Source organism: Paenibacillus sanfengchensis, from assembly GCF_036864765.1.
GTDB classification, from domain to species: domain Bacteria; phylum Bacillota; class Bacilli; order Paenibacillales; family Paenibacillaceae; genus Fontibacillus; species Fontibacillus sanfengchensis.
Genome location: NZ_JBAGJC010000017.1, coordinates 48,302 through 66,149, shown reverse-complemented (window position 1 = coordinate 66,149; position 17,848 = coordinate 48,302). Strand labels below are relative to the sequence as shown.

Here is a 17,848-nt window from a genome sequence, read left to right as displayed (position 1 = left end):
TGTTAGGGCAGTACCCCTTTCATATGCTCGGCGGCCTCCTTCAGCGATTCGAAGGTCCCGGCATCTCCCCACCACAGCTGCAATACGTCGTATTCCAGCTTTCCGTCACGGGCATACCGATTGTTTACATCCGTAATTTCCAATTCTCCCCGCGCGGACCGGCTAATTCCCTGAATCCACCCGAATACCGCGTCGTCATACATATAAATACCGGTGACCGAATAATTCGATTTCGGGTTCTGGGGCTTTTCCTCGATATAGGAGATCAGATCCGGACGGTCCGGGTCAAAAACCGGAACCCCATACCGCTGAGGATCCTTTACCGGTTTAAGCAAAACCCTGGCGCTGCCCGGCGGCTGCCGTTTAAATTTATCCACGTAGGACGTCAAGTCGTCCAGAAACAGGTTGTCGCCCAGGAGAACCACGAATTTTTCGCCCGAAGCGATGAATCCTTTCGCCAGTTCCAGCGCCTCCGCGATGCCCCCCGCCGATTCCTGTACCCGGTAAGTCAAGTTCACTCCAAAATGTTCCCCGCTCCCGAAATATTGGGTGTACAATCCACCCGACTGCTTTCCGATCACCATGAGAATATCGGTGATTCCGGCTTGACGCAGCCGTTCTATCCCGTAACTAACCATGGGATGATTCCCGACAGGAAGCAGATGCTTGTTGATCAGCCGGGTTAGCGGGTATAGACGTGTACCGGTGCCTCCCGCCAAAATCACACCTTTCATGAGTTTCCCTCCCAGTGAAGTTCCTTGATATGGGGGCGGGTTTCCCCAGGATTTCGGACTACATGAGCTCCCACGGATCCACTCCCCATTTATCGATAAACAGCTTTCGGTTTCTCCTGATCAGGTTGTTCCAGCTCTCCGGATTCTCGTTTTTAAAGCTGGCGCTCCCCGCATGGTAGACCAAGGTATCCCCGCATACGAGCAGCTTGTAACCATACTGTCTTGCCCTGTAGCTGTAATCATCATCTTCATAATGCCCCGGTGAAAAGCGTTCGTCCAAATAGCCGACTCTTTCGAGCACCTCCCGCTTCATTAAAAGACACATGCCGATAAGACGGCGGACCTCCTGCCATTTCGTAGAATCCGGCCGGTTCAGCCGCTCCGCGAGCGCTGTAAAATCCGCTTCTCCGGACCACGGCAGATCGATTTGCTGCTGGCCGCTGGCGAAATTGGTGACCGGGCCGACAAGTCCCACCTTCCCGGAGCTCCAGAGCGCCGCCAACATGTTGGAGAGCCAGCGCGGCTGCACCTGCACATCGTTATTGAGCAGGAGCAGTTGATCCCCTGAGGCGATCGACATTCCCCGGTTGCAGGCCTCGGGAAATCCCTTGTTCCCGGGAAGTGCAAACAGCGCCAATTTCTCCTGCACCGCGTAAGCCACCGTTTCATCGGAGGAGCCGTTGTCCACGATGATGATTTCATAAGGAACTTCCGTGTGGCGCCTGATCGACTCCACGCAGGAACGAAGCAGATGGAGCCCGTTATAGGAAGGAATGATAATGCTGGTCAGACCGAACTCACTCATCTAAAATTCCTCGCTTTCGCCAGCTCGCTTCGCGACAGCCGCGTTGTATCGAGCCGGATTCCCTTCCATTGCATCACCGTCCCCAACGCCTCGATATGGTCGCCCACGATCAGCTTCGCCACAGCGTTCCCGGCGCCCGTATTCCCGGCGCGTATCCGGTTTTTGCGCAGGACGTTGACCGCGGCGGGAGCCGTTACCTCAAAGCCGCCGGCTATCGCCAGAGCCTGGGCTTTCGGGGGAACGGCCAAGGCCGAGGTTCCGATGGCGTCGAGCAGCTTTCGGGAAAGGGCATGAGGCACCGCCGTCAGCGAATTGGCCTTCAAATCCGGGCGACCCAGCGACAGATTGAGAAACGTTTTGCTTCGGGTTACCTCATCATGTTGGGAAAAGGGCGGGAGAAAGGGTGAAATATCGTTCAACGCCATATCCGCCCCACGGTCGACAGCCAGCAGAAACGATGCCAGTTCCTCGGCCTGGACGGGAAGATCACCGTCGACGAACAGAATCGTTTCCCCTCGAACCGCCTTGGCTCCGACCGCCCGGCCGACGTCATGGCCGAGACGCATCGGAAAGTTGAGCCTCAGCACCCCAGGATGGCGGGAAACGGCTTCGAAGCTCCTGTCGGTGCAGCCATTGAGCACCACAACAATCTCCTGAAGCGGCAGCTTTTCCAGTTCGGAGAGCACGAGAGACAATGTCTTCTCCTCATTGCTTGCGGTGACGACCGCCGAAGCGGGGTTTTTCAGCGGAAGCGGGACCTCCTTCCAAAGAATGCCCGAGCCTTGGGAATACCCCTGACGAAAAGCAAGAGCACAGTCCGTGGTTTCCCGGGCCCATCCGCTCCCCTCCCGCGGCTCGGCCGCTGTGGAAAACCAATCGTTAAAGGCCTCCTGGAGCGATCGTCCGCAGCTTTCCGGAGCGGCGCTGCGGGAGCCTGCCATAAAACCTGCTTTTCTCGCGGCTGCTTCCATCCGTCCCCGCCGTCCGGTTTCATCGGGCGCCGCGCGTTTTTTTTGCAGCGGAGTTCGGCCGGGTCCTTTCCGATTCCGTCCCGTGCCATGGGCACGGTATGCCGGCGGGGTCCGGCGAAATCCCTTGCGGTTCATGTGATCACCTAACCTTATCGCGCAATCGTCCAAGATCGTCATAACCGCCCCTTGGGCCCTTTTCCCGAATCAGCCCGTGGATGGCCTGCAAGTGATCCCCCAAAACCAGCGAGGTCAGCAGATCGCGTCGGCCCTTCCGGCGGCGGCGGGGGTTTAATTTGCCCACCTGAACCGTATGCATCGCCCGGACCTCCAACCCGCGGGTCACCGCCAGCGCCAGCGCCAGAGGCGGCACATCCAGTGCGGATAAACCGATCGTCTCCAGCGCTTTCCGGCTTAGCGCGTGGGGGACCGCGGTCAACGAGGCGCCCCGGAGGTCCGGGCGGGCAAGCCAGGCGTTCAGCACATGCTTGGCGATGACCACCGGGTGGGGTTCCCGCCGGTCCGTCGGCCCGGAATACCCGTTAAGTGCCACGTCTACACCGCCTTCAAGCACGGCGTCCACGAAGGGGCGCAGCTGCCCGGCGGGAATGACCATATCGGCGTCAATGAAAAGGAGCGCACGGCCTTTGGCCGCCTCCGCCCCCACCCGACGCCCCACGTCATGGCCGAGCGGGTCAGGACTCCAGATGACCTTGGCGCCGAGCCTCTGCGCCACACCCGGCGTTCCGTCGGTCGACCCGTTCGCCACCACAATCGTCTCGCTTCTCGGATGAACCCGTCCCGCTTCACGCAGGACAGCAGGAAGCGTGGCCTTCTCGTTCAAGGCCGGAATAATGATAGAAACCAGGGGCTCGGGATGATTGACGAGCGGCTTCCGCTTTTTTGGACGAATCGTTTTTTTCCGGATCGTTCGGATGCGGGATGTTCGCTTACGAATCAAACCTGTCACCTCCCAGTCCTGTTTATACTGAGCATATACCTCAGTGTATGTCGCTTCCGAGGGGTTGCAACGGCAAACGTACAGCCGCACGGCTACCTTTCTGCACAAGAAAGACGCGGGGGACATCCCCGCGCCTTAAACCTCCAGACTCCTGTAGAAGGCAGGAATCCCGTTATATTCAGCTCTCGCGAATCAGTTGGACCCAACGCTCCGCGGTATGATCCCAGCGAAAATGCTCCCTGGCAAGCTCCCTGCCGAAGCAGCCCATTCTTCTTCGTAAATCCCGGTCTTCGAGCAGGTGCGCTACGCGTTCGCTCAATTGCTCTCTCCAGGCTGCCGGCGAATAAAGCAATCCGGATTTCCCGTCGGCCACGACTTCGGGAATGCCCCCGACCCGGGCCGCCACCACCGGAACGGCCGAAGCCATGGCTTCAACATTGACCAGACCGAACGCCTCGTCCTCCCCCGAGGGGACGACGAGAACATCGGCCAGATTGTACCAGTCGGCCACTTTCGGATACGGGACGAACGGCAGAAAACGGACCGAACCGCCATAGGTCGCAGCCATCGCCTTTAGCCTCTTCGTATATCCCGTCTCCCGGTCATCCCCGTAAAATGCACTGCCGATAATAAGCAAAATAGCTTCAGGCACCGCCTTCACGATCTCCTCCCAGGCCATGAGCAGGTGATGTCCCCCTTTGGAAGGAATGAGCCTGCCGACGAACAAAACGATTTTGGCGCCTTCCCAGCCGAAATCCTTCAACCTGGCCTCCCGCAGCGCTTCTCCCGCCGGGGTCCAGCGGGGAACGAAATCATCGAGACTGACTCCCAGCGGGTTGACATTAATTTCCCTGGCGAGGGAAGGGAACCTCAGGCGGACCTCCCGCTTCAGATAATCGCTGTTCACGATCAGGCCGTCCAGCGCTTCCAAATAACGTAAAGCCCGGTCGGACCGAAGGCGGGGCGGCGAAATGAAAGTCGTCGAATGGAGTGTGAGAAGAACCCGGGTGTGCGGAAGTTTTGCCTTTAACCGGTAAGCCAGCGCGGGGCGGTTGTGGACTTCCACCGTATCCGGCCGCCATATTCTCAAGTGGTGTAATATGGAAGGGATATACCGTGATCCTCCCGGCAGCCGCCAGCATGGGACACCGGCTACCTCTCCTCTCGTCGGAAGCCCCGAGCCGGCCACTCCGTAGATCCGCACATCAAGCAGCCCGGCCGCCAGAGGCGCCACCTTTTCCACCACCCGCTCCACCGAGCTGCTGCGCCCGGAAGGAATGACGAAGGACCCCGGGGTAACGATCGCCACCTTTCGATTTGCCATTTTCATCCCCCTTTTGAGATCCTTTATCCATAAACCCGCGCCCCCGCCACGGACCGCACATATGAAAACAGGCTGCCGCCGGAGTACAGTCGTCCACGCTTTCCGGCCCATACCACATATAGTAAAAAAAGAAGCCGTATCGAGGAGGAGACACCTATGGGACAGAACCATGTCGGTATTCTGCTTAATTCCAGCATGTACAGGGGGATCCCCCGGCGAAAGACCGGTCAGGAGTCGCTTAGCAACTATGAAGAAGCCGCACGGAGATACGGACTAATCCCCTGTTTTCTTCGTCTCGGGGATATGGACTTAAGACAAAACAAATGCATCGCCTATGTCTGGAACGGCCGGGACTATGCCAAAACCGTCATGCCCATCCCGTCCGTCATTCATAACCGGGCGCTGTACAGCGAACAGATCGCCTTTCGCAAATTGGCGGCGTTAAGCGCTCGGGGAAAAATCGTATTCAACACGAATAATCGTTACGGGAAAGACGTTATTCACCGGATTTTATGGAACGATCCCGATCTGCGCCCCTACCTGCCCGAAACGGTAACCGCGTCGGCCGGTTCGCTGCAGACGATGATGAGAGGGTATTCCGACCTTATTTTGAAACCGGTCCGCGGATCGGTCGGCCGGGGAATCATGAGGCTGCGGGACGCCGGCGGCGTGTGGGAGGTTCTGTATTCCTCCTCCAAAAAGGCAGCCTTTCCGCAGCCGTCCACCCGCCTGAAGCGGGAGGATGCCGCAGCCTGGTTCAGACGCCAGAGGCTCCCGGTTCCTTACCTGATCCAGGAGCGCATCCCGCTGGCGGAGGTGGAACGCCGTCCCGTCGATCTTCGCGTAACCGTGCAGCGCGGGCTTCGGGGCACCTGGACGGTCACCGGCCTCTTCGCCAAAGCCGCGCCGCCGGGCAGCTTCGTCTCCAACATCGCCAGAGGCGGCGGCGCTTATCCCGCGACGGAACTGCTGCCCTCGGTACTCCCGGCGCATCTCGTGCCCGCCATCATCAACCATGTGGAGGCGCTGGCCTTGGCGGTGGCTCGACGCCTATCCTCCAGTCTGCCGCTGCTAGGAGACCTTGGGATGGATATCGGGATCACCTCCAAAGGCCATCCTTACTTTATAGAATGCAATGGTCGAGACCAGCGTTACGGTTTCCGCAAAGCCGGGATGGAAAAAACCTGGAAGGAGACTTACATTCAGCCCATGGCATTTGCCGGCTACTTGCTGGAGCAGCGGGGCTTATGACCCCCGTTTTCCCCGCGGTGACCGGGAGCCCGGACAGCAAAATGGCTGCCTCCTGTAATGGGGCAGCCGTTTTATATTTCGGGATGAAGCAAATGACGAAGAAGTTGGACCATGTCCCGCCAGCTTGGGATAATCCCGATTACTGCGGATAGAAGCTTCTGATATCCGCAATATGGAAAACCGGCAGCATGCCGCCGAGCAGCAGCGCCAGGCCTAAAGCGCCGAGCAAAAGCGCGGCGATCAACAGATCGAACCGCGTGAAGACCGAGGGATAATAGTAGGTTCTTCCTCCTTGGCCGTCGAACGCTTTGGCTTCCATCGCCACGGCCACCCGGTGGGCCCGGCGGATGCTTTGGGAGAGCAGCGGCACCGCGTACAGCTGGATCGCCGCCATCCATCCGCGGGGGCCCCGCAGCCGCTGTGCTCCCCGGATTCGCAGCGCATTTTTGCGGATAAGGAGCTCCTCCCAAACCATGGGAAGAAGACGGATGGACGCCATGAAGCTGTATGCGAATTTGGATGGAAGCTTTGCATTTTGCATCAAAGCGTAGAATAAGCGCACCGAGGATGTGGTCAAAACAAAGAGCAATCCCTCCGCAGCCAAAGTGACCGACTTGAGCCCGATATGGATCCCCCGGTAAAAGCTTTCTTCCGTGACCCGGATAAGTCCCCATTCCCACCACAGCGTCTCCCCCTTGCCGAACAACATCATGGTGGAGGAAGACGAGACAAACACCAGCAAGAACGACAGGACCACCAAAAGGATTTTCCAGAACACATATCCGCTTTGCCAAAACAACAGCAAAATGAACACGACGGCCTGGTACAGCATAAAATCGGGGCGATGCGTAAACAGGGCGACAAAGAACAGCAAAATCGATCCTCCCAGCTTCAGAACCGGATTGGCGCGATGCATCCAGGTCCGGTACGAAGGGGTAAACAGGCCTTTCATCATACGCTCACCCTTTCGCCCTTCGGGATGTCCGTTCCCAGAGCGGAAGCCGGATCGGCGTCGTCCAGCCACATCCCCATCCGCATCCCGCTCCGCTCCGTCAATCCGCAGTCGGTCAGCACCCCGTCTCTCACTTCCCACTTCCGGGTGGCGACCGTCTCCGCGATTTTTTCTTCGTGCGTGACCATGAGGATAGCCGTCCCCTCACGCCGAAGCTCTTCGCATAGATCCAAAATCGCAAAGGTATTCACCGCATCCTGCCCAAAAGTAGGTTCATCGAGCAGCAGCACCGGTCTTTGCAGCACGGCGGCGCCCGCCACGCTCAGCCTCCGCTTCTGCCCGAGCGACAGCTGATACGGATGGCGCATCTCCAAACCGGCGAGTCCGAATCGGATCAGCGCCTCATCGACCCGGCGCGATACTTCTTCCGCACCAGTCTTCTCTTCCTGCAAGGAAAAGGCGATTTCCTTGGCTACCTGGTTCTCGACAAACTGAAACTCCGGATTTTGGAACACAAAACCGATCTCCCGGGCGGCGGCTTGAACAAACTTTTTGCGGAGCTTGCTCCAGCTCATGTCTCTGCCGGACAGCCGATAGCTCCCTTCCGAGGGGAGCAGTCCCATCAGGCTAAGCAACAAGGAGCTTTTCCCCGCCCCGTTCGGCCCCGTCACCGCGATAAAATCCCCAGGGTATACGCTAGCCTGCCCGGCATGGATGACCGGCCGACCTTGGCGAAATCCGCGAAAGTCCGACAGGACGATGACGGGTTGCTCCACGGCTGCCCTCCGCATCAACGGAACGGCTTGCCCCTGCTTTTCCGCGACTTGCCCCGGCCCCCGGACGACTATCGCTTGCTCATGCGGGTTCGCCACCCGCTCACACTCCTTCGGGATGCAGCGCCCATGTGCTTCCGGGAAAGCGGAAATATAGCCGTTCCATACCCCCGGATGCCAGATCCCGTACGCCAGCAGCTCCTGGCGGTAATGGCGGAACAGCTCTTCCGGGGTTCCCTGTCCCAACAGACGGCCCTCCGGACCAAACAAGGCGACCCGGTCGACGAGCTCCAGCTCCAGCAGTTCTTCAATCCGATGCTCGACGATGATCAGCGTCCGCGCTTCGGCCACCTCCCGCACCGCCTGCCAGATCTGCCTCCGTCCATCCGGATCGAGCAGGGCGGACGGCTCGTCGAGAAACAGCACCTCCGGCTCCATCAGCAGAATGGACGCCAGGGCCAGCCGCTGCTTCATCCCTTGGGACAGCGTGTCGATCGGCACATGCAGCTCTTTCAGCCGGAGTCCCACCTTCCTCAGGACATCCAGCATCCGCGGCACCATTTCTTCACGCGGCACACGCCGGTTTTCCAACACAAACGCCAGCTCCTCATCGACATAAGGCATGCAAAACTGGGTGTCCGGGTCCTGGAACAGCATGCCCCAGGAAGAGGGAAGCACCCGTTCCGAATACCGCAAAGGGACATCGACAAGCTCGGGGATCATGCCGGAAAGCACCTGCAGGAGGGTGGATTTCCCGCTGCCGCTTGGTCCGAGCAGCAGCAGCTTCTCGCCGCGCCGCACCCGAAACGTTAGATCTTTGAAGACAAACGCTTCTTCGCCGGGGAACTTTAACCGGAGGTCCCTTACCTCTACTGCCGTCGGCTCGGAAACCGGCGTTTCCGCTTCATCCGCCGGCAGGAGATCCACCTTCAGGCCGGCCATCTCAATCGTCCAATGCCGCCACGTCTTTGGCGGTAACGGGACGGAGCAGCGACGTAACCCCGGTGGCCTCGACCGCCTTGGCCAGCGCATAAGCCAGATACCCGGCAAACAACATGGAGCTTATGGCGCGCATGCCATATTTGGCGAACAGCATCCAGGTTTCATAGTCTGCCACATAACCGTAGTAGATATCGGGAATGAGCGAACCTATGGCCGATCCGACCCCGGCTATGGCCGCCACCGTCCCCGAATAGTTGCGGTAGCGGAACAAAGCGAAGACCAGTTCGGCTCCAAGTCCTTGCAAAACGCTGTAGAGAACGAGTTGGATTCCCCACTCGCTGCCGAACAAAATCTCCACATGGGCGGCCGCCACCTCCGCCAGCAAAGCGACCCCGGGTTTGCGAATCAGCAGAAACACAAGCGTCGCCGCAATAAACCACATGCCGTAAACAAGCTCATCCGCTTGAAAAAATACCGGAGGCACCAGGCTGTAAACGGAACTCCAAAAATGATAGACGACCCCGATCACCAAAGAAACGAGCACGGTGACCAGAATATCGCTCAGCTTCAAACCTTTTTTTGCTGCCGTACCCCCCGGGGTCGATTGAATGCTTTCTTTTCCATTTTGATTCATGCTCTACCTCTCTCCTTTTTCGTAAACATATCGTTCGGGATAAAACAAAAAAGCCGCCTGAATAAGCTCAGGCGGCTGCTAAGTCACAGGGAAATACATCCTAAAGCATGCATTTCGGACGACAGATTCTCTACGCTGGCATTATCCAGTTCAGATTAACGGTCCGCAGCGGAATATGCTGCCATCTCAGCCTGATTCACTCAAGCCCCCGTATCCCTTATGCGATTGCCAATAATATACTCCAGATGTTTCCGCTTAGGCAAGGAAAATTTTAAGCAACCGCTTCCATGGTTGATTTCGAGCCTATTCTGTGTCAATATAAGCGGAAGTGGAAACGGGGTCCCGGCGACCCCGTTGAACCTGATTTTTAGGAGGAAACAACTTGGCTGCACACTGGATGAAATGGATGACTGAACTAACCTCCCGGAAGTGGATCTCCGGGCTAATGGGCAGGTTCTCGCATTCCGGGGCGAGCCGCCACATGATCCCGTGGTTCGCCAAATCCTATCGGATTCCGCTGCATGAAGCGGAAAAGGAACTGAAAGAATACCGGACGTTAAACGAATTTTTTACGCGCAAGCTCAAGAGCGGGATGCGCCCGATCCACCCGGAACCCGGGGGACTGATCAGCCCGGTCGATGCACTCATCACGTTTATGGGCGAGATTCAATCCGGCACGATCTTTAATGTAAAAGGGCAGGATTACACCCTGGACGATTTGTTGAATCATTCTCCCCGAACAGAAGCCTACGCGCACGGATATGCCTTCGTGCTCTATTTAAGCCCGACCGACTACCACCGGATTCACGCGCCGGTAGCAGGTACCCGGCTGGAAAGCGAGCACATCAAAGGAAGAGTCTATCCGGTTAACGACTTCGGGATGAAGCATATGAAAGGCGTGCTCAGCCGGAATGAAAGACTGATTACTTATCTGTCCCATGAACGCGGCGAGATCGCCTTGGTCAAGGTCGGGGCGATGAACGTCAGCAGTATCCGCTACAGCGACGAAACCGCCTCGGCCTGGAATCAGGGCGATGATCTGGCCTATTTTGAATTCGGCTCCACCGTCGTCCTGTTGATGGAAACCGGCACTTTCGAACCGCTGCCCGGCAGGGCCGTCGGCCAAAAGGTCCGGATGGGCGAACCGCTGGGACGGTTTTTCGCGCCCTCGACCAACCAACCCTAATGGGGCTGTAAAAGGGGAAGAGCCATTACTGTACCGTAATGGCTCCCACGGAAGCGTTCAGCGACAACAGCGGTCCGCCGCTGCCCCGCCGGCTCCGGCCATCCGAAACCCCGCTGATTCCGCCCAATTCGGCCTTGGCCTCGACCTCGCAGTTCAAGGAATCGGCCAGCTTCGCTTCGATGCTGCCGATTTCCGCCTCGACCTGCAAATCCGCCGTTTTGTCCATCCGTGCAATTCCGAGCTCAATGCTTCCCGTGGAAGCGTTGATAGCGGAAGCTCCCGTAATTCCCGCTTCCGCCAATTGCACGGAGCCTACTTCACTCTTGATGCGGTAACTTCCTTCAAGCCCGGTCATGGTCACATCGCCAACCTGGCTTGTAATATCGTAGGAGACGATGTTCTCCGGAAGCTCAAGCGTATAATCGATGCTGAAATCCGAGAACCCGTATTTCTTTTCGGCCCATTTCCACAGATTCATACCGGGGTCTTCCTTGGCTTGTACGGCGATATACAGGTCTTGGCCTTCGGAAGTCACCGTAATCTCCGCCTGGTCGAACACCTTAGTCAACACATCCTGGTTAGCCGGCTTGTTCGCCGACCAGATTTGTGCCTCGATTTTGAGGTCGCTGCCTTCCGCGGCCCGGATCGCGATATCTCCCACCTCATTCTCCATCCGGATTCCGGTCGCCCCGCCCGGTTGTGCGGTTGAGGACAAGGACAGAGAAGCACCGTCCTCTTTCAGTTTTCCCACATGGGCGTCCACCGTATTGCTGACGGCTTGCTCCAAGCTTCCCGCCGTCTGGCTTACGATTTGCTTCACATGCTCCTCCACTTTCGCGGATTCCGTACATCCGGCCAACAAAAGCAGTACGGCTGCTGCTCCCGCCAAAGCCGCGGGCTTGTATTTCGTTTTCATTTTTGTCCTCCTAACCAGGATAAGGTCGGGTCCGATGCGTCCACGATTTTCCGGCCCCGCCGTTATGTATTTCCTCTCACAAAACCGATACCCCTATCATAATTGTTCTCTAGCCCGCCGGACACAGCCTGCGGACCGGAATCCACCTGGACTTAAGTCGGAACCCGTGCCTAACTTGCTAGACTAGAAAAAATCATGCAGACGTCTACCTCAACACTGGCATTGCATTAAGCAACTTGAACGCCTTGCAGATAAGGGCATGATGCGGCGCGATTTTGTCAAATTCGGCTGAGCGGCGTGAAATAGAGGCTTTTCAGGTCTTTTCAGGTCTTTTCAGGTCTTTTCAGGGCCTAATTTCTGGGGAAAAGCGAACCAAACCTGATTTTGGGGTCCACACCGGGGCAATAACGGCCATTCTGACCGCTAAGATTCCCCCGCAGCCGAATCGGGTCAAAATAACGCCCCAAAACGCACTGAAGTTGCATCAAACCTGACAGGGCGCTGCTTATTTTGAAACTTGTCGCCTCGGTGTGGCGAGTTGGTTCCGGCGTGCCCCATTTCCCTAACCGCCGTCGCATGAGCAGCCTTGCAAGAAAGACGAAAATTGACGCTAACGGTTGCCACAGCCGTTATTTGTCCTGAAAACGCCGATCTCCCATTCTAACGGTCGCCACGGCGCTTATTTTCGCATAAACAGGCTGTTAAGGCGAGAATCCAAGAGAATAACGGCGCTCACGACCGTTAGATTTTCGAAAGGGCTACTTTTCGTTAAATAGCGGCTGCTACAGCCGTTAGAGTCCTCTCAGACGTTAGTACCAGCCGGAAAGCCTGACCTTTTACAGGAATTCATACTCGATTACATCAATGCAGGTAAGTCTTGGAAGGCAAAAGGAAATTCCCCGAAAAAAAGAAAGGCTACGCCACGCGTAAGATAGGGCTCCCATTTTTAACCACACTCTTCTTTCATGTTAGAGTTAGTGCATCGCTAGTGCCCAAAACGCCGCTATTTCGGCGGGAGGCTGAGGAAATTGCGATTGCGGGACGCCGCAGTAACCAACCGGCCCCCTGCTCATAACTCACCGTTCGTTATACAAATAAAGACGGCCGGCAGGTCCCCCCGCACGGCCGTTTCTTTCGGTTTATTACTTATATGAAGACCGGGAAATACGTCCCCGACTTAATATTAAACTGTATTAAAACCAGGTTTCTTCTTCCCGTTCGGGACGTCTCCAATGCCGGAAACGATATCTGAATATGCTGCTGCCCGGCACCGAAATTCCCCGGTTGCGCATCCGCCGTCTTTTCCCCATAATGTAACACCTCCTCCCAGACTCCGGCTATAAAATGGATTTACCCGCCAAGAATTGGGGTGAAACAGCCCGGGAGAAATTTTTTTGCGAATCAGCGAATTTCGGAGGGACTTTTGCCGGTGTACTGCTTGAATTGGCGGCTGAAGAAGAAGATATCCCGGTACCCGAGCGCATCCGCCACCTCGGTTACATTCATGCCCGCATGCAGCAGGAGATGCTGCGCCCGGTCGATCCGCGTCTTGATGATATAAGACTGGACGGATTGCCCGATGATTTCCTTGAATTTTATGGAAAAATACCGCGGGGACAAGCCGGCCCGGGCCGCCAGGTCTTCCACTTTATGCGGTAATCCGGGATGCTGGAGGCAATAATTGGCTACCTCTTGAATCACTTCATTCAACTGGTTGCTGACCTTCTTCTCTTTCGGCGTTTCCCGTTCGGCACGCAACAGGTAAATGAGCAGCTGCTTCAGAATCAGCCGGGCCTCTTCCTCGGCGCCATACGCTTTGACCAGAAACAAACGCACGTACCGGGAAAGCATATATTCAAAATCAAGCGTCTCCTCCAGCTTGCGATAAGGGCCGGGAATTTCATGAACCGGTTCGTCGATATCAAAATGGATGTACGTTAACACCAGCGGACGCTGAGGATTATGCGTGGCGCTGGTATGGTCCCCTTTCCGGAACAAAAAGCAGCTGCCCGGGCCGACCGGAATCGGTTGATCGTTCAACACCACCGTGCCTTCTCCGCTCCATACATAAAACAAATCGTAGTTTTGCAGCGGCTTTTCCCGCTTATGCCATTTCCAGCCGGGCTCGCACACGATTTTGGCAAAGGCCGGCTTCAGAATAAATGAAGACGGGGATATGTGAAGCATCTCCTCACCTCCTTGGATTTAAACGAAAGAGTTCATTACCTGGTCTTAAAACCGGATTAAGCCGATTATACTCTTATTTTTTCATTTCATAAATATCTTTCCACGCTTGGCCCATGCGGTATACCCCCTCGACCAAAGATGCGTCGTCCAGGTGGGAAAGACTGAAACAGGCCGCGGGGGGTCCCGGAGTCAGCCTGTACAGCTCACCGTCGCGAAATGTCACTCCCCGCCGTCTGGCCGCTTCCCGGAACGCTCTGTACTCCGGCGGGGACTGCTTCCAGTCGGCATAGACGAGCAAGCCGGCTTCGGCCATCCGCAGCCCAAACAGTTCCGGGATGACCTCGGCCAGCGTTTGACGGAACAGCTCGTGCTTGGCGCTGTAGATCCGGCGCATCCGGCGCAGATGGCGCTCGTAATCGCCCCGGCGCATAAAGCAGGCGAGCGCGCGCTGCTCCAGCCGCGCGGGGGAAACCGGCTCGTACAGGGCTTTGGCCCGTACGGCCGGGCCGACCAGGCCGCGCGGCAGCACGGCATATCCAATCCGCAGCGAGGCGAACATCGTCTTGGAGAAAGACCCGATGTACACGACCCGATCCTCGCGGTCCAGCGCCTTGAGCGGCTCCAGCGGGCGGCCGCGCCAGCGGAACTCGGTGTCGTAATCGTCCTCGACGATGACCGCGTTCCGCTTGGCCGCCCAGGCCAGCAGCTCCTGCCGCCGCGCCGGCGACAGCACCGCCCCGGTCGGGAACTGCCGGCCGGGCGTGACGTACAGCACCCGCGCGTCCCAGTCGCGCGGGATGATGCCGTCCCCGTCCACGGGGGCGGGGACGGCCACCCCTCCGCAGGCGGCAACCGCCCTGGAGATCCCGTGGTAGCACGGGTCCTCCAGCACGGCCGGCTCGCCCTCCCCCAGCAGCAGCTGGGTGAGCAGCATAATCGCCTGCATCGAGCCCTGGAACAGGCAGATTTGCTCCGCCTCTGCCGCAATGCCCCGGCTGCGCCGCAGATGCGCGGCAATGGCGGCGCGCAGCTCCGGGTCGCCGGCGGCTTCCGCCGCGCCGGCCGCGCCCGGGGCCGCGGGCGCGGCAGCCCGCTCCCGCGCGGCCCAGGCGAGCGCGCTCTTCCAAGCCGCCTGTGGGAACCCGGCGGCGGGCGGCCCCGCATCCTTGAACGAGATGGTCCCGGCCGGGTCCGGACCATGCGGCGGAGCGGATGCGGCCAGCGCCTCCGGCGGCCCCGCCGGCTCCATCACCCTTTGTCCCCAGGGGGACAAAGGAATGGCCGCGGCGGCCCGCCCGGGCAACGTCCGCCGGGGCTCGGCGCGGGTCACGAAGGTCCCGCTCCCCAAGACGGAACGGACGTAGCCTTCCGCATGAAGCAGGTCGTAGGCATGCGCCACACTTCCGCGGGATAAGCCATAGGCTGCCGCCAAATCGCGGGAAGAGGGGAGGCGGGTGCCTTCCCGCAGCGTCCCGTCCAGGATCGCCGCCCGGATCGCATGATAGAGCGCCTCGTATTTGTAGCGGTATTTCCGGCCTTGCGTTTCCAGCGGAATCGAAAAATTCAACGGATGGTCCTCCATTCCTTAATTATGTTGCTATATAGGTTAAACAAAAAATTGGCGTTAGATAAGGATGTGAATTGGTTTCGGAGATACAGATACGTTGCTAACATCCACAATTGTAGATAAAAAGCGCCAGCGTCGGGGTATACACACTAACGGGAAAACCTCCCGTTAATATACCACTCTTGACCCTTGGATCGGATTTAGCTGGAAAAGCTCCATCTATATCGCGGCCCAATGGCAGATATACACAATTTCAAGCGGATTAGCGGGAGGTTTTCCAGCTAAATCGCCTCTGCCGCCGCATAGGCACCGAATTAACGGGAAGATTTCCCTTTAATTTGAACCAAACCATGGGCTGTAGGGCCAAGAGGGTGAAAAGAACCCTATACACCGCTGTCTAATATGCAATAGCTCAACCTATATAATTGGACTATTAAAAATAGTGTAGATTGGTTCTTTTTTTATGTCAATTAAACGACTAGACTGGTAAAAAACCTATAAACAACCAGCCAGGAACCGGATCAGGTTCAAAATCAGGAGGAACTACAGATGAGAAGAAAAGAATTTGCCGTGGAAGATGACAGGGAGGTCGAACAATTTTTACGCGAGATGAGCTTCGGGTTTCTTGGCACCGTAGGCGCGGACGGCTGGAGTCGGGTCACGCCGCTTAATTTCGTTTATGACGGCCGCTGTTTTTATTTTCACGGCAGCCTGTCCGGCGAAAAAATGAAGCACCTGAAGCAGGATCCCCGGGTCAGTTTCACGGTTGCCAAGGAGTATGCGATTATCCCCTCTTATTTCACCGATCCGCAGCTCGCTTGTCCGGCTACGGCTTTTTTTAAGAGCGTTATGGTCCGAGGGCTCGCGGAGCCTGTGCAAAGCCCGGAGGAGAAGGCCGCCGCGCTCACGCTCTTCATGCAGAAGCTGCAACCGGAAGGGGAATACGATCCCATCACCGTCGAAGACCCTAAGTATATCGGCCAGCTCAAGGCGGTTTCCCTCTACAAAATCGTTCCCGAGGAGATCAGCGCCAAGTTTAAATTCGGACAAAATCTGAACGAGGACCGTTTTTCAAATATCGTGGCCGGGCTGGAACACCGAAATCTGGAGTTGGATTCCGAAACCGCCGCGCTGATGAAGCGGTTTTGTCCGAAGCACGCCGGCGGCGCCCCCGGGAATACGTGAATTGACCGTGACGGTGGAGGGACGAAATGATATAATGTTGGCAGTCAAAACGGCATTGTCCCTTAAAAACCGATTGGAAGGATGAACACGTGATGAACCCACTTGCGGAGCAGTTAAACGAGAATCTGAAAGCCGGCAATATCCATGTGTACGAAATGCTGTCCACCCTGGGGAAGGAAATTTATTTTCCGAAGGAAGGCATTTTGAGCCAATCCGCCGAAGCGGCGGCCGGAGCGAAAAAGTACAATGCGACGATCGGGATCGCCACCGAGAACGGCGGACCGATGCATTTGGCGGCCATTCAGGAAACCTTGTCCGCATACAAACCCCAGGATTTGTACCCGTATGCGCCGCCGGCCGGAAAACCGGAACTCCGCAGCGTCTGGCGCGAGAAAATGGTCGCGGAAAATCCTTCGATCGCGGATAAAAGCTTCGGCAACCCGGTGGTTACGAACGCGCTGACCCACGGCCTCAGCATCGTAGCCGATCTGTTCGTGGATGAAGGCGACGCGGTTATTTTTCCGGACAAGAACTGGGAAAATTATGAACTGACCTTCGGCATCCGCCGCCATGGCGCGATCATCAACTATCCGCTTTTCACGGAGGACATGAAGTTTAACAGCCAAGGGCTTCGTGAAGCTCTGCTGTCCCAAAAGGACAAAGGAAAGGCCATTGTCATCCTTAACTTCCCGAACAATCCGACAGGCTATACGCCGGGAGCGAAGGAAGGCGATGAGATCGTCGCTGCGGTAACGGAAGCCGCCGAAGCGGGCATCAATGTTGTCGTGGTCACGGATGACGCTTATTTCGGTCTGTTCTTTGAAGATTCCTTGTCCGAATCGCTCTTTGGCAAACTGGCCGGACGCCATCCGCGGATCCTCCCGGTGAAAGTCGACGGCGCGACCAAGGAAGAATATGTCTGGGGCTTCCGGGTCGGGTTCATCACTTATGCCGCCGAAGATGCGGCCGTGCTCTCCGCGCTTGAGCAAAAGACGATCGGCATCATCCGGGCTACCGTATCGAGCGGCGCCCATCCTTCCCAAACCTTTGTGCTGCATGCCTTGAAATCCCCGGATTTCGATGCCCAGAAGGCGGAAAAGTTCCGGGTCATGAAAGGCCGGGCCAACAAAGTCAAAGCGCTGCTGGACAGCGGCAAGTACGGGAATGTATGGGAATACTATCCGTTTAATTCGGGATATTTTATGTGTCTGAAGCTGAAGACCGTAAACGCTGAGGCACTGCGTCAACACCTGATCCGCGAGTACGGCGTGGGAACGATCGCTTTGGGCGATACCGACCTGCGGATCGCCTTCTCCTGCATTGCCGAAGAGAATCTGGAGGATCTGTTCGATCTGGTGTACCGCGGCGTCCAGGATCTCCAGGCGTAAACCCAATTGTGGGAGAACGTTATGTACGCCCAAGCATGCTTTACCCCCGGCTCATAGAATACTGTGTACTAAATG

16 protein-coding genes are annotated in these 17,848 nt (G+C 57.1%); 5 read left to right on the top strand and 11 right to left on the bottom strand.

Annotated elements, in window-relative coordinates; genetic code table 11:
- Nucleotides 1–2 precede the first annotated feature (2 nt).
- From V4U84_RS23680 to V4U84_RS23660, 5 genes are all read right to left on the bottom strand, one after another.
- Nucleotides 3–734 (bottom strand): sugar phosphate nucleotidyltransferase, encoded by a 732-nt coding sequence (locus tag V4U84_RS23680; protein ID WP_334075771.1) that lies wholly within the window; start codon nt 732–734, stop codon nt 3–5.
- 58 nt (nt 735–792) lie between these two features.
- Nucleotides 793–1,539 carry a glycosyltransferase family 2 protein gene (locus tag V4U84_RS23675; RefSeq protein WP_334078075.1) on the bottom strand — a complete coding sequence of 249 codons (747 nt, stop codon included), beginning with the start codon at nt 1,537–1,539 and terminating at the stop codon, nt 793–795.
- Nucleotides 1,536–2,645 carry a glycosyltransferase gene (locus tag V4U84_RS23670; RefSeq protein ID WP_334075773.1) on the bottom strand — a complete coding sequence of 370 codons (1,110 nt, stop codon included), beginning with the start codon at nt 2,643–2,645 and terminating at the stop codon, nt 1,536–1,538. Before V4U84_RS23670 ends, V4U84_RS23675 begins: the two co-directional genes overlap by 4 nt.
- A gap of 4 nt (nt 2,646–2,649) precedes the next feature.
- The gene (locus V4U84_RS23665; RefSeq protein ID WP_416367292.1) at nt 2,650–3,468 is read right to left on the bottom strand and encodes a glycosyltransferase family 2 protein; all 819 of its coding nucleotides are present in this window, start codon (nt 3,466–3,468) and stop codon (nt 2,650–2,652) included.
- A 178-nt stretch (nt 3,469–3,646) separates the two neighbouring features.
- Complete coding sequence (locus V4U84_RS23660) at nt 3,647–4,792, bottom strand: glycosyltransferase family 4 protein (RefSeq protein ID WP_334075775.1); 1,146 nt, start codon at nt 4,790–4,792, stop codon at nt 3,647–3,649.
- Nucleotides 4,793–4,948: 156 nt separating this feature from the next.
- Between V4U84_RS23660 and V4U84_RS23655 the strand changes: the two genes are divergently transcribed.
- A complete protein-coding gene (locus tag V4U84_RS23655; protein WP_334078074.1) occupies nt 4,949–6,043 on the top strand; it encodes a YheC/YheD family endospore coat-associated protein in 1,095 nt (364 codons plus the stop codon).
- Nucleotides 6,040–6,195, top strand: coding sequence for a hypothetical protein (locus V4U84_RS23650; RefSeq protein WP_334078073.1), 156 nt, complete (start codon nt 6,040–6,042; stop codon nt 6,193–6,195). The genes V4U84_RS23655 and V4U84_RS23650 overlap by 4 nt, the downstream gene beginning before the upstream one ends.
- Here the strand turns inward: V4U84_RS23650 and V4U84_RS23645 are convergent.
- Genes V4U84_RS23645 through V4U84_RS23635 form a run of 3 tightly spaced genes read right to left on the bottom strand, consistent with a single transcriptional unit; the run spans nt 6,183 to nt 9,344 of the window.
- On the bottom strand, nt 6,183–6,998 hold the full coding sequence (locus tag V4U84_RS23645; protein WP_416367291.1) for an energy-coupling factor transporter transmembrane component T family protein: 816 nt from the start codon (nt 6,996–6,998) through the stop codon (nt 6,183–6,185). The genes V4U84_RS23650 and V4U84_RS23645 overlap by 13 nt on opposite strands.
- The gene (locus V4U84_RS23640) at nt 6,995–8,710 is read right to left on the bottom strand and encodes an ABC transporter ATP-binding protein (protein ID WP_334078072.1); all 1,716 of its coding nucleotides are present in this window, start codon (nt 8,708–8,710) and stop codon (nt 6,995–6,997) included. The genes V4U84_RS23645 and V4U84_RS23640 overlap by 4 nt, the downstream gene beginning before the upstream one ends.
- Before the next feature lies 1 nt (nt 8,711).
- On the bottom strand, nt 8,712–9,344 hold the full coding sequence (locus V4U84_RS23635) for an ECF transporter S component (RefSeq protein WP_334075778.1): 633 nt from the start codon (nt 9,342–9,344) through the stop codon (nt 8,712–8,714).
- Nucleotides 9,345–9,726: 382 nt separating this feature from the next.
- Here V4U84_RS23635 and asd point away from each other — a divergent pair, with 382 nt between their 5' ends.
- The gene (asd, locus tag V4U84_RS23630) at nt 9,727–10,530 is read left to right on the top strand and encodes an archaetidylserine decarboxylase (RefSeq protein WP_334075779.1); all 804 of its coding nucleotides are present in this window, start codon (nt 9,727–9,729) and stop codon (nt 10,528–10,530) included.
- Nucleotides 10,531–10,555: 25 nt separating this feature from the next.
- Here the strand turns inward: asd and V4U84_RS23625 are convergent, their stop codons facing one another.
- From V4U84_RS23625 to pdxR, 3 genes are all read right to left on the bottom strand, one after another.
- A complete protein-coding gene (locus V4U84_RS23625) occupies nt 10,556–11,446 on the bottom strand; it encodes a DUF4097 family beta strand repeat-containing protein (RefSeq protein WP_334078071.1) in 891 nt (296 codons plus the stop codon).
- Between the two features lie 1,401 nt (nt 11,447–12,847).
- The gene (locus V4U84_RS23620) at nt 12,848–13,633 is read right to left on the bottom strand and encodes an AraC family transcriptional regulator (RefSeq protein WP_334075781.1); all 786 of its coding nucleotides are present in this window, start codon (nt 13,631–13,633) and stop codon (nt 12,848–12,850) included.
- 73 nt (nt 13,634–13,706) lie between these two features.
- Complete coding sequence (gene pdxR, locus V4U84_RS23615; protein ID WP_464686148.1) at nt 13,707–15,215, bottom strand: MocR-like pyridoxine biosynthesis transcription factor PdxR; 1,509 nt, start codon at nt 15,213–15,215, stop codon at nt 13,707–13,709.
- Nucleotides 15,216–15,749: 534 nt separating this feature from the next.
- Here pdxR and V4U84_RS23600 point away from each other — a divergent pair.
- Both V4U84_RS23600 and V4U84_RS23595 read left to right on the top strand, forming a co-directional pair.
- Nucleotides 15,750–16,385: a pyridoxamine 5'-phosphate oxidase family protein gene (locus V4U84_RS23600; RefSeq protein WP_334075782.1), complete on the top strand. Its 636-nt coding sequence runs from the start codon at nt 15,750–15,752 to the stop codon at nt 16,383–16,385.
- Between the two features lie 92 nt (nt 16,386–16,477).
- Nucleotides 16,478–17,773 carry an aminotransferase class I/II-fold pyridoxal phosphate-dependent enzyme gene (locus V4U84_RS23595; RefSeq protein ID WP_334075783.1) on the top strand — a complete coding sequence of 432 codons (1,296 nt, stop codon included), beginning with the start codon at nt 16,478–16,480 and terminating at the stop codon, nt 17,771–17,773.
- The last annotated feature ends 75 nt before the right edge of the window (nt 17,774–17,848 follow it).

Bases quoted from the DNA above. Each gene is read 5' to 3' on its own strand.
- V4U84_RS23645 (WP_416367291.1), bottom strand. From the start codon at position 6,998: ATGATGAAAGGCCTGTTTACCCCTTCGTACCGGACCTGGATGCATCGC.
- V4U84_RS23650 (WP_334078073.1), top strand. From the start codon at position 6,040: ATGACCCCCGTTTTCCCCGCGGTGACCGGGAGCCCGGACAGCAAAATG.
- V4U84_RS23680 (WP_334075771.1), bottom strand. From the start codon at position 734: ATGAAAGGTGTGATTTTGGCGGGAGGCACCGGTACACGTCTATACCCG.
- V4U84_RS23655 (WP_334078074.1), top strand. From the start codon at position 4,949: ATGGGACAGAACCATGTCGGTATTCTGCTTAATTCCAGCATGTACAGG.
- V4U84_RS23640 (WP_334078072.1), bottom strand. From the start codon at position 8,710: ATGGCCGGCCTGAAGGTGGATCTCCTGCCGGCGGATGAAGCGGAAACG.
- V4U84_RS23600 (WP_334075782.1), top strand. From the start codon at position 15,750: ATGAGAAGAAAAGAATTTGCCGTGGAAGATGACAGGGAGGTCGAACAA.
- V4U84_RS23635 (WP_334075778.1), bottom strand. From the start codon at position 9,344: ATGAATCAAAATGGAAAAGAAAGCATTCAATCGACCCCGGGGGGTACG.
- V4U84_RS23675 (WP_334078075.1), bottom strand. From the start codon at position 1,539: ATGAGTGAGTTCGGTCTGACCAGCATTATCATTCCTTCCTATAACGGG.
- V4U84_RS23625 (WP_334078071.1), bottom strand. From the start codon at position 11,446: ATGAAAACGAAATACAAGCCCGCGGCTTTGGCGGGAGCAGCAGCCGTA.
- V4U84_RS23595 (WP_334075783.1), top strand. From the start codon at position 16,478: ATGAACCCACTTGCGGAGCAGTTAAACGAGAATCTGAAAGCCGGCAAT.
- pdxR (WP_464686148.1), bottom strand. From the start codon at position 15,215: ATGGAGGACCATCCGTTGAATTTTTCGATTCCGCTGGAAACGCAAGGC.
- V4U84_RS23670 (WP_334075773.1), bottom strand. From the start codon at position 2,645: ATGAACCGCAAGGGATTTCGCCGGACCCCGCCGGCATACCGTGCCCAT.
- V4U84_RS23620 (WP_334075781.1), bottom strand. From the start codon at position 13,633: ATGCTTCACATATCCCCGTCTTCATTTATTCTGAAGCCGGCCTTTGCC.
- V4U84_RS23660 (WP_334075775.1), bottom strand. From the start codon at position 4,792: ATGGCAAATCGAAAGGTGGCGATCGTTACCCCGGGGTCCTTCGTCATT.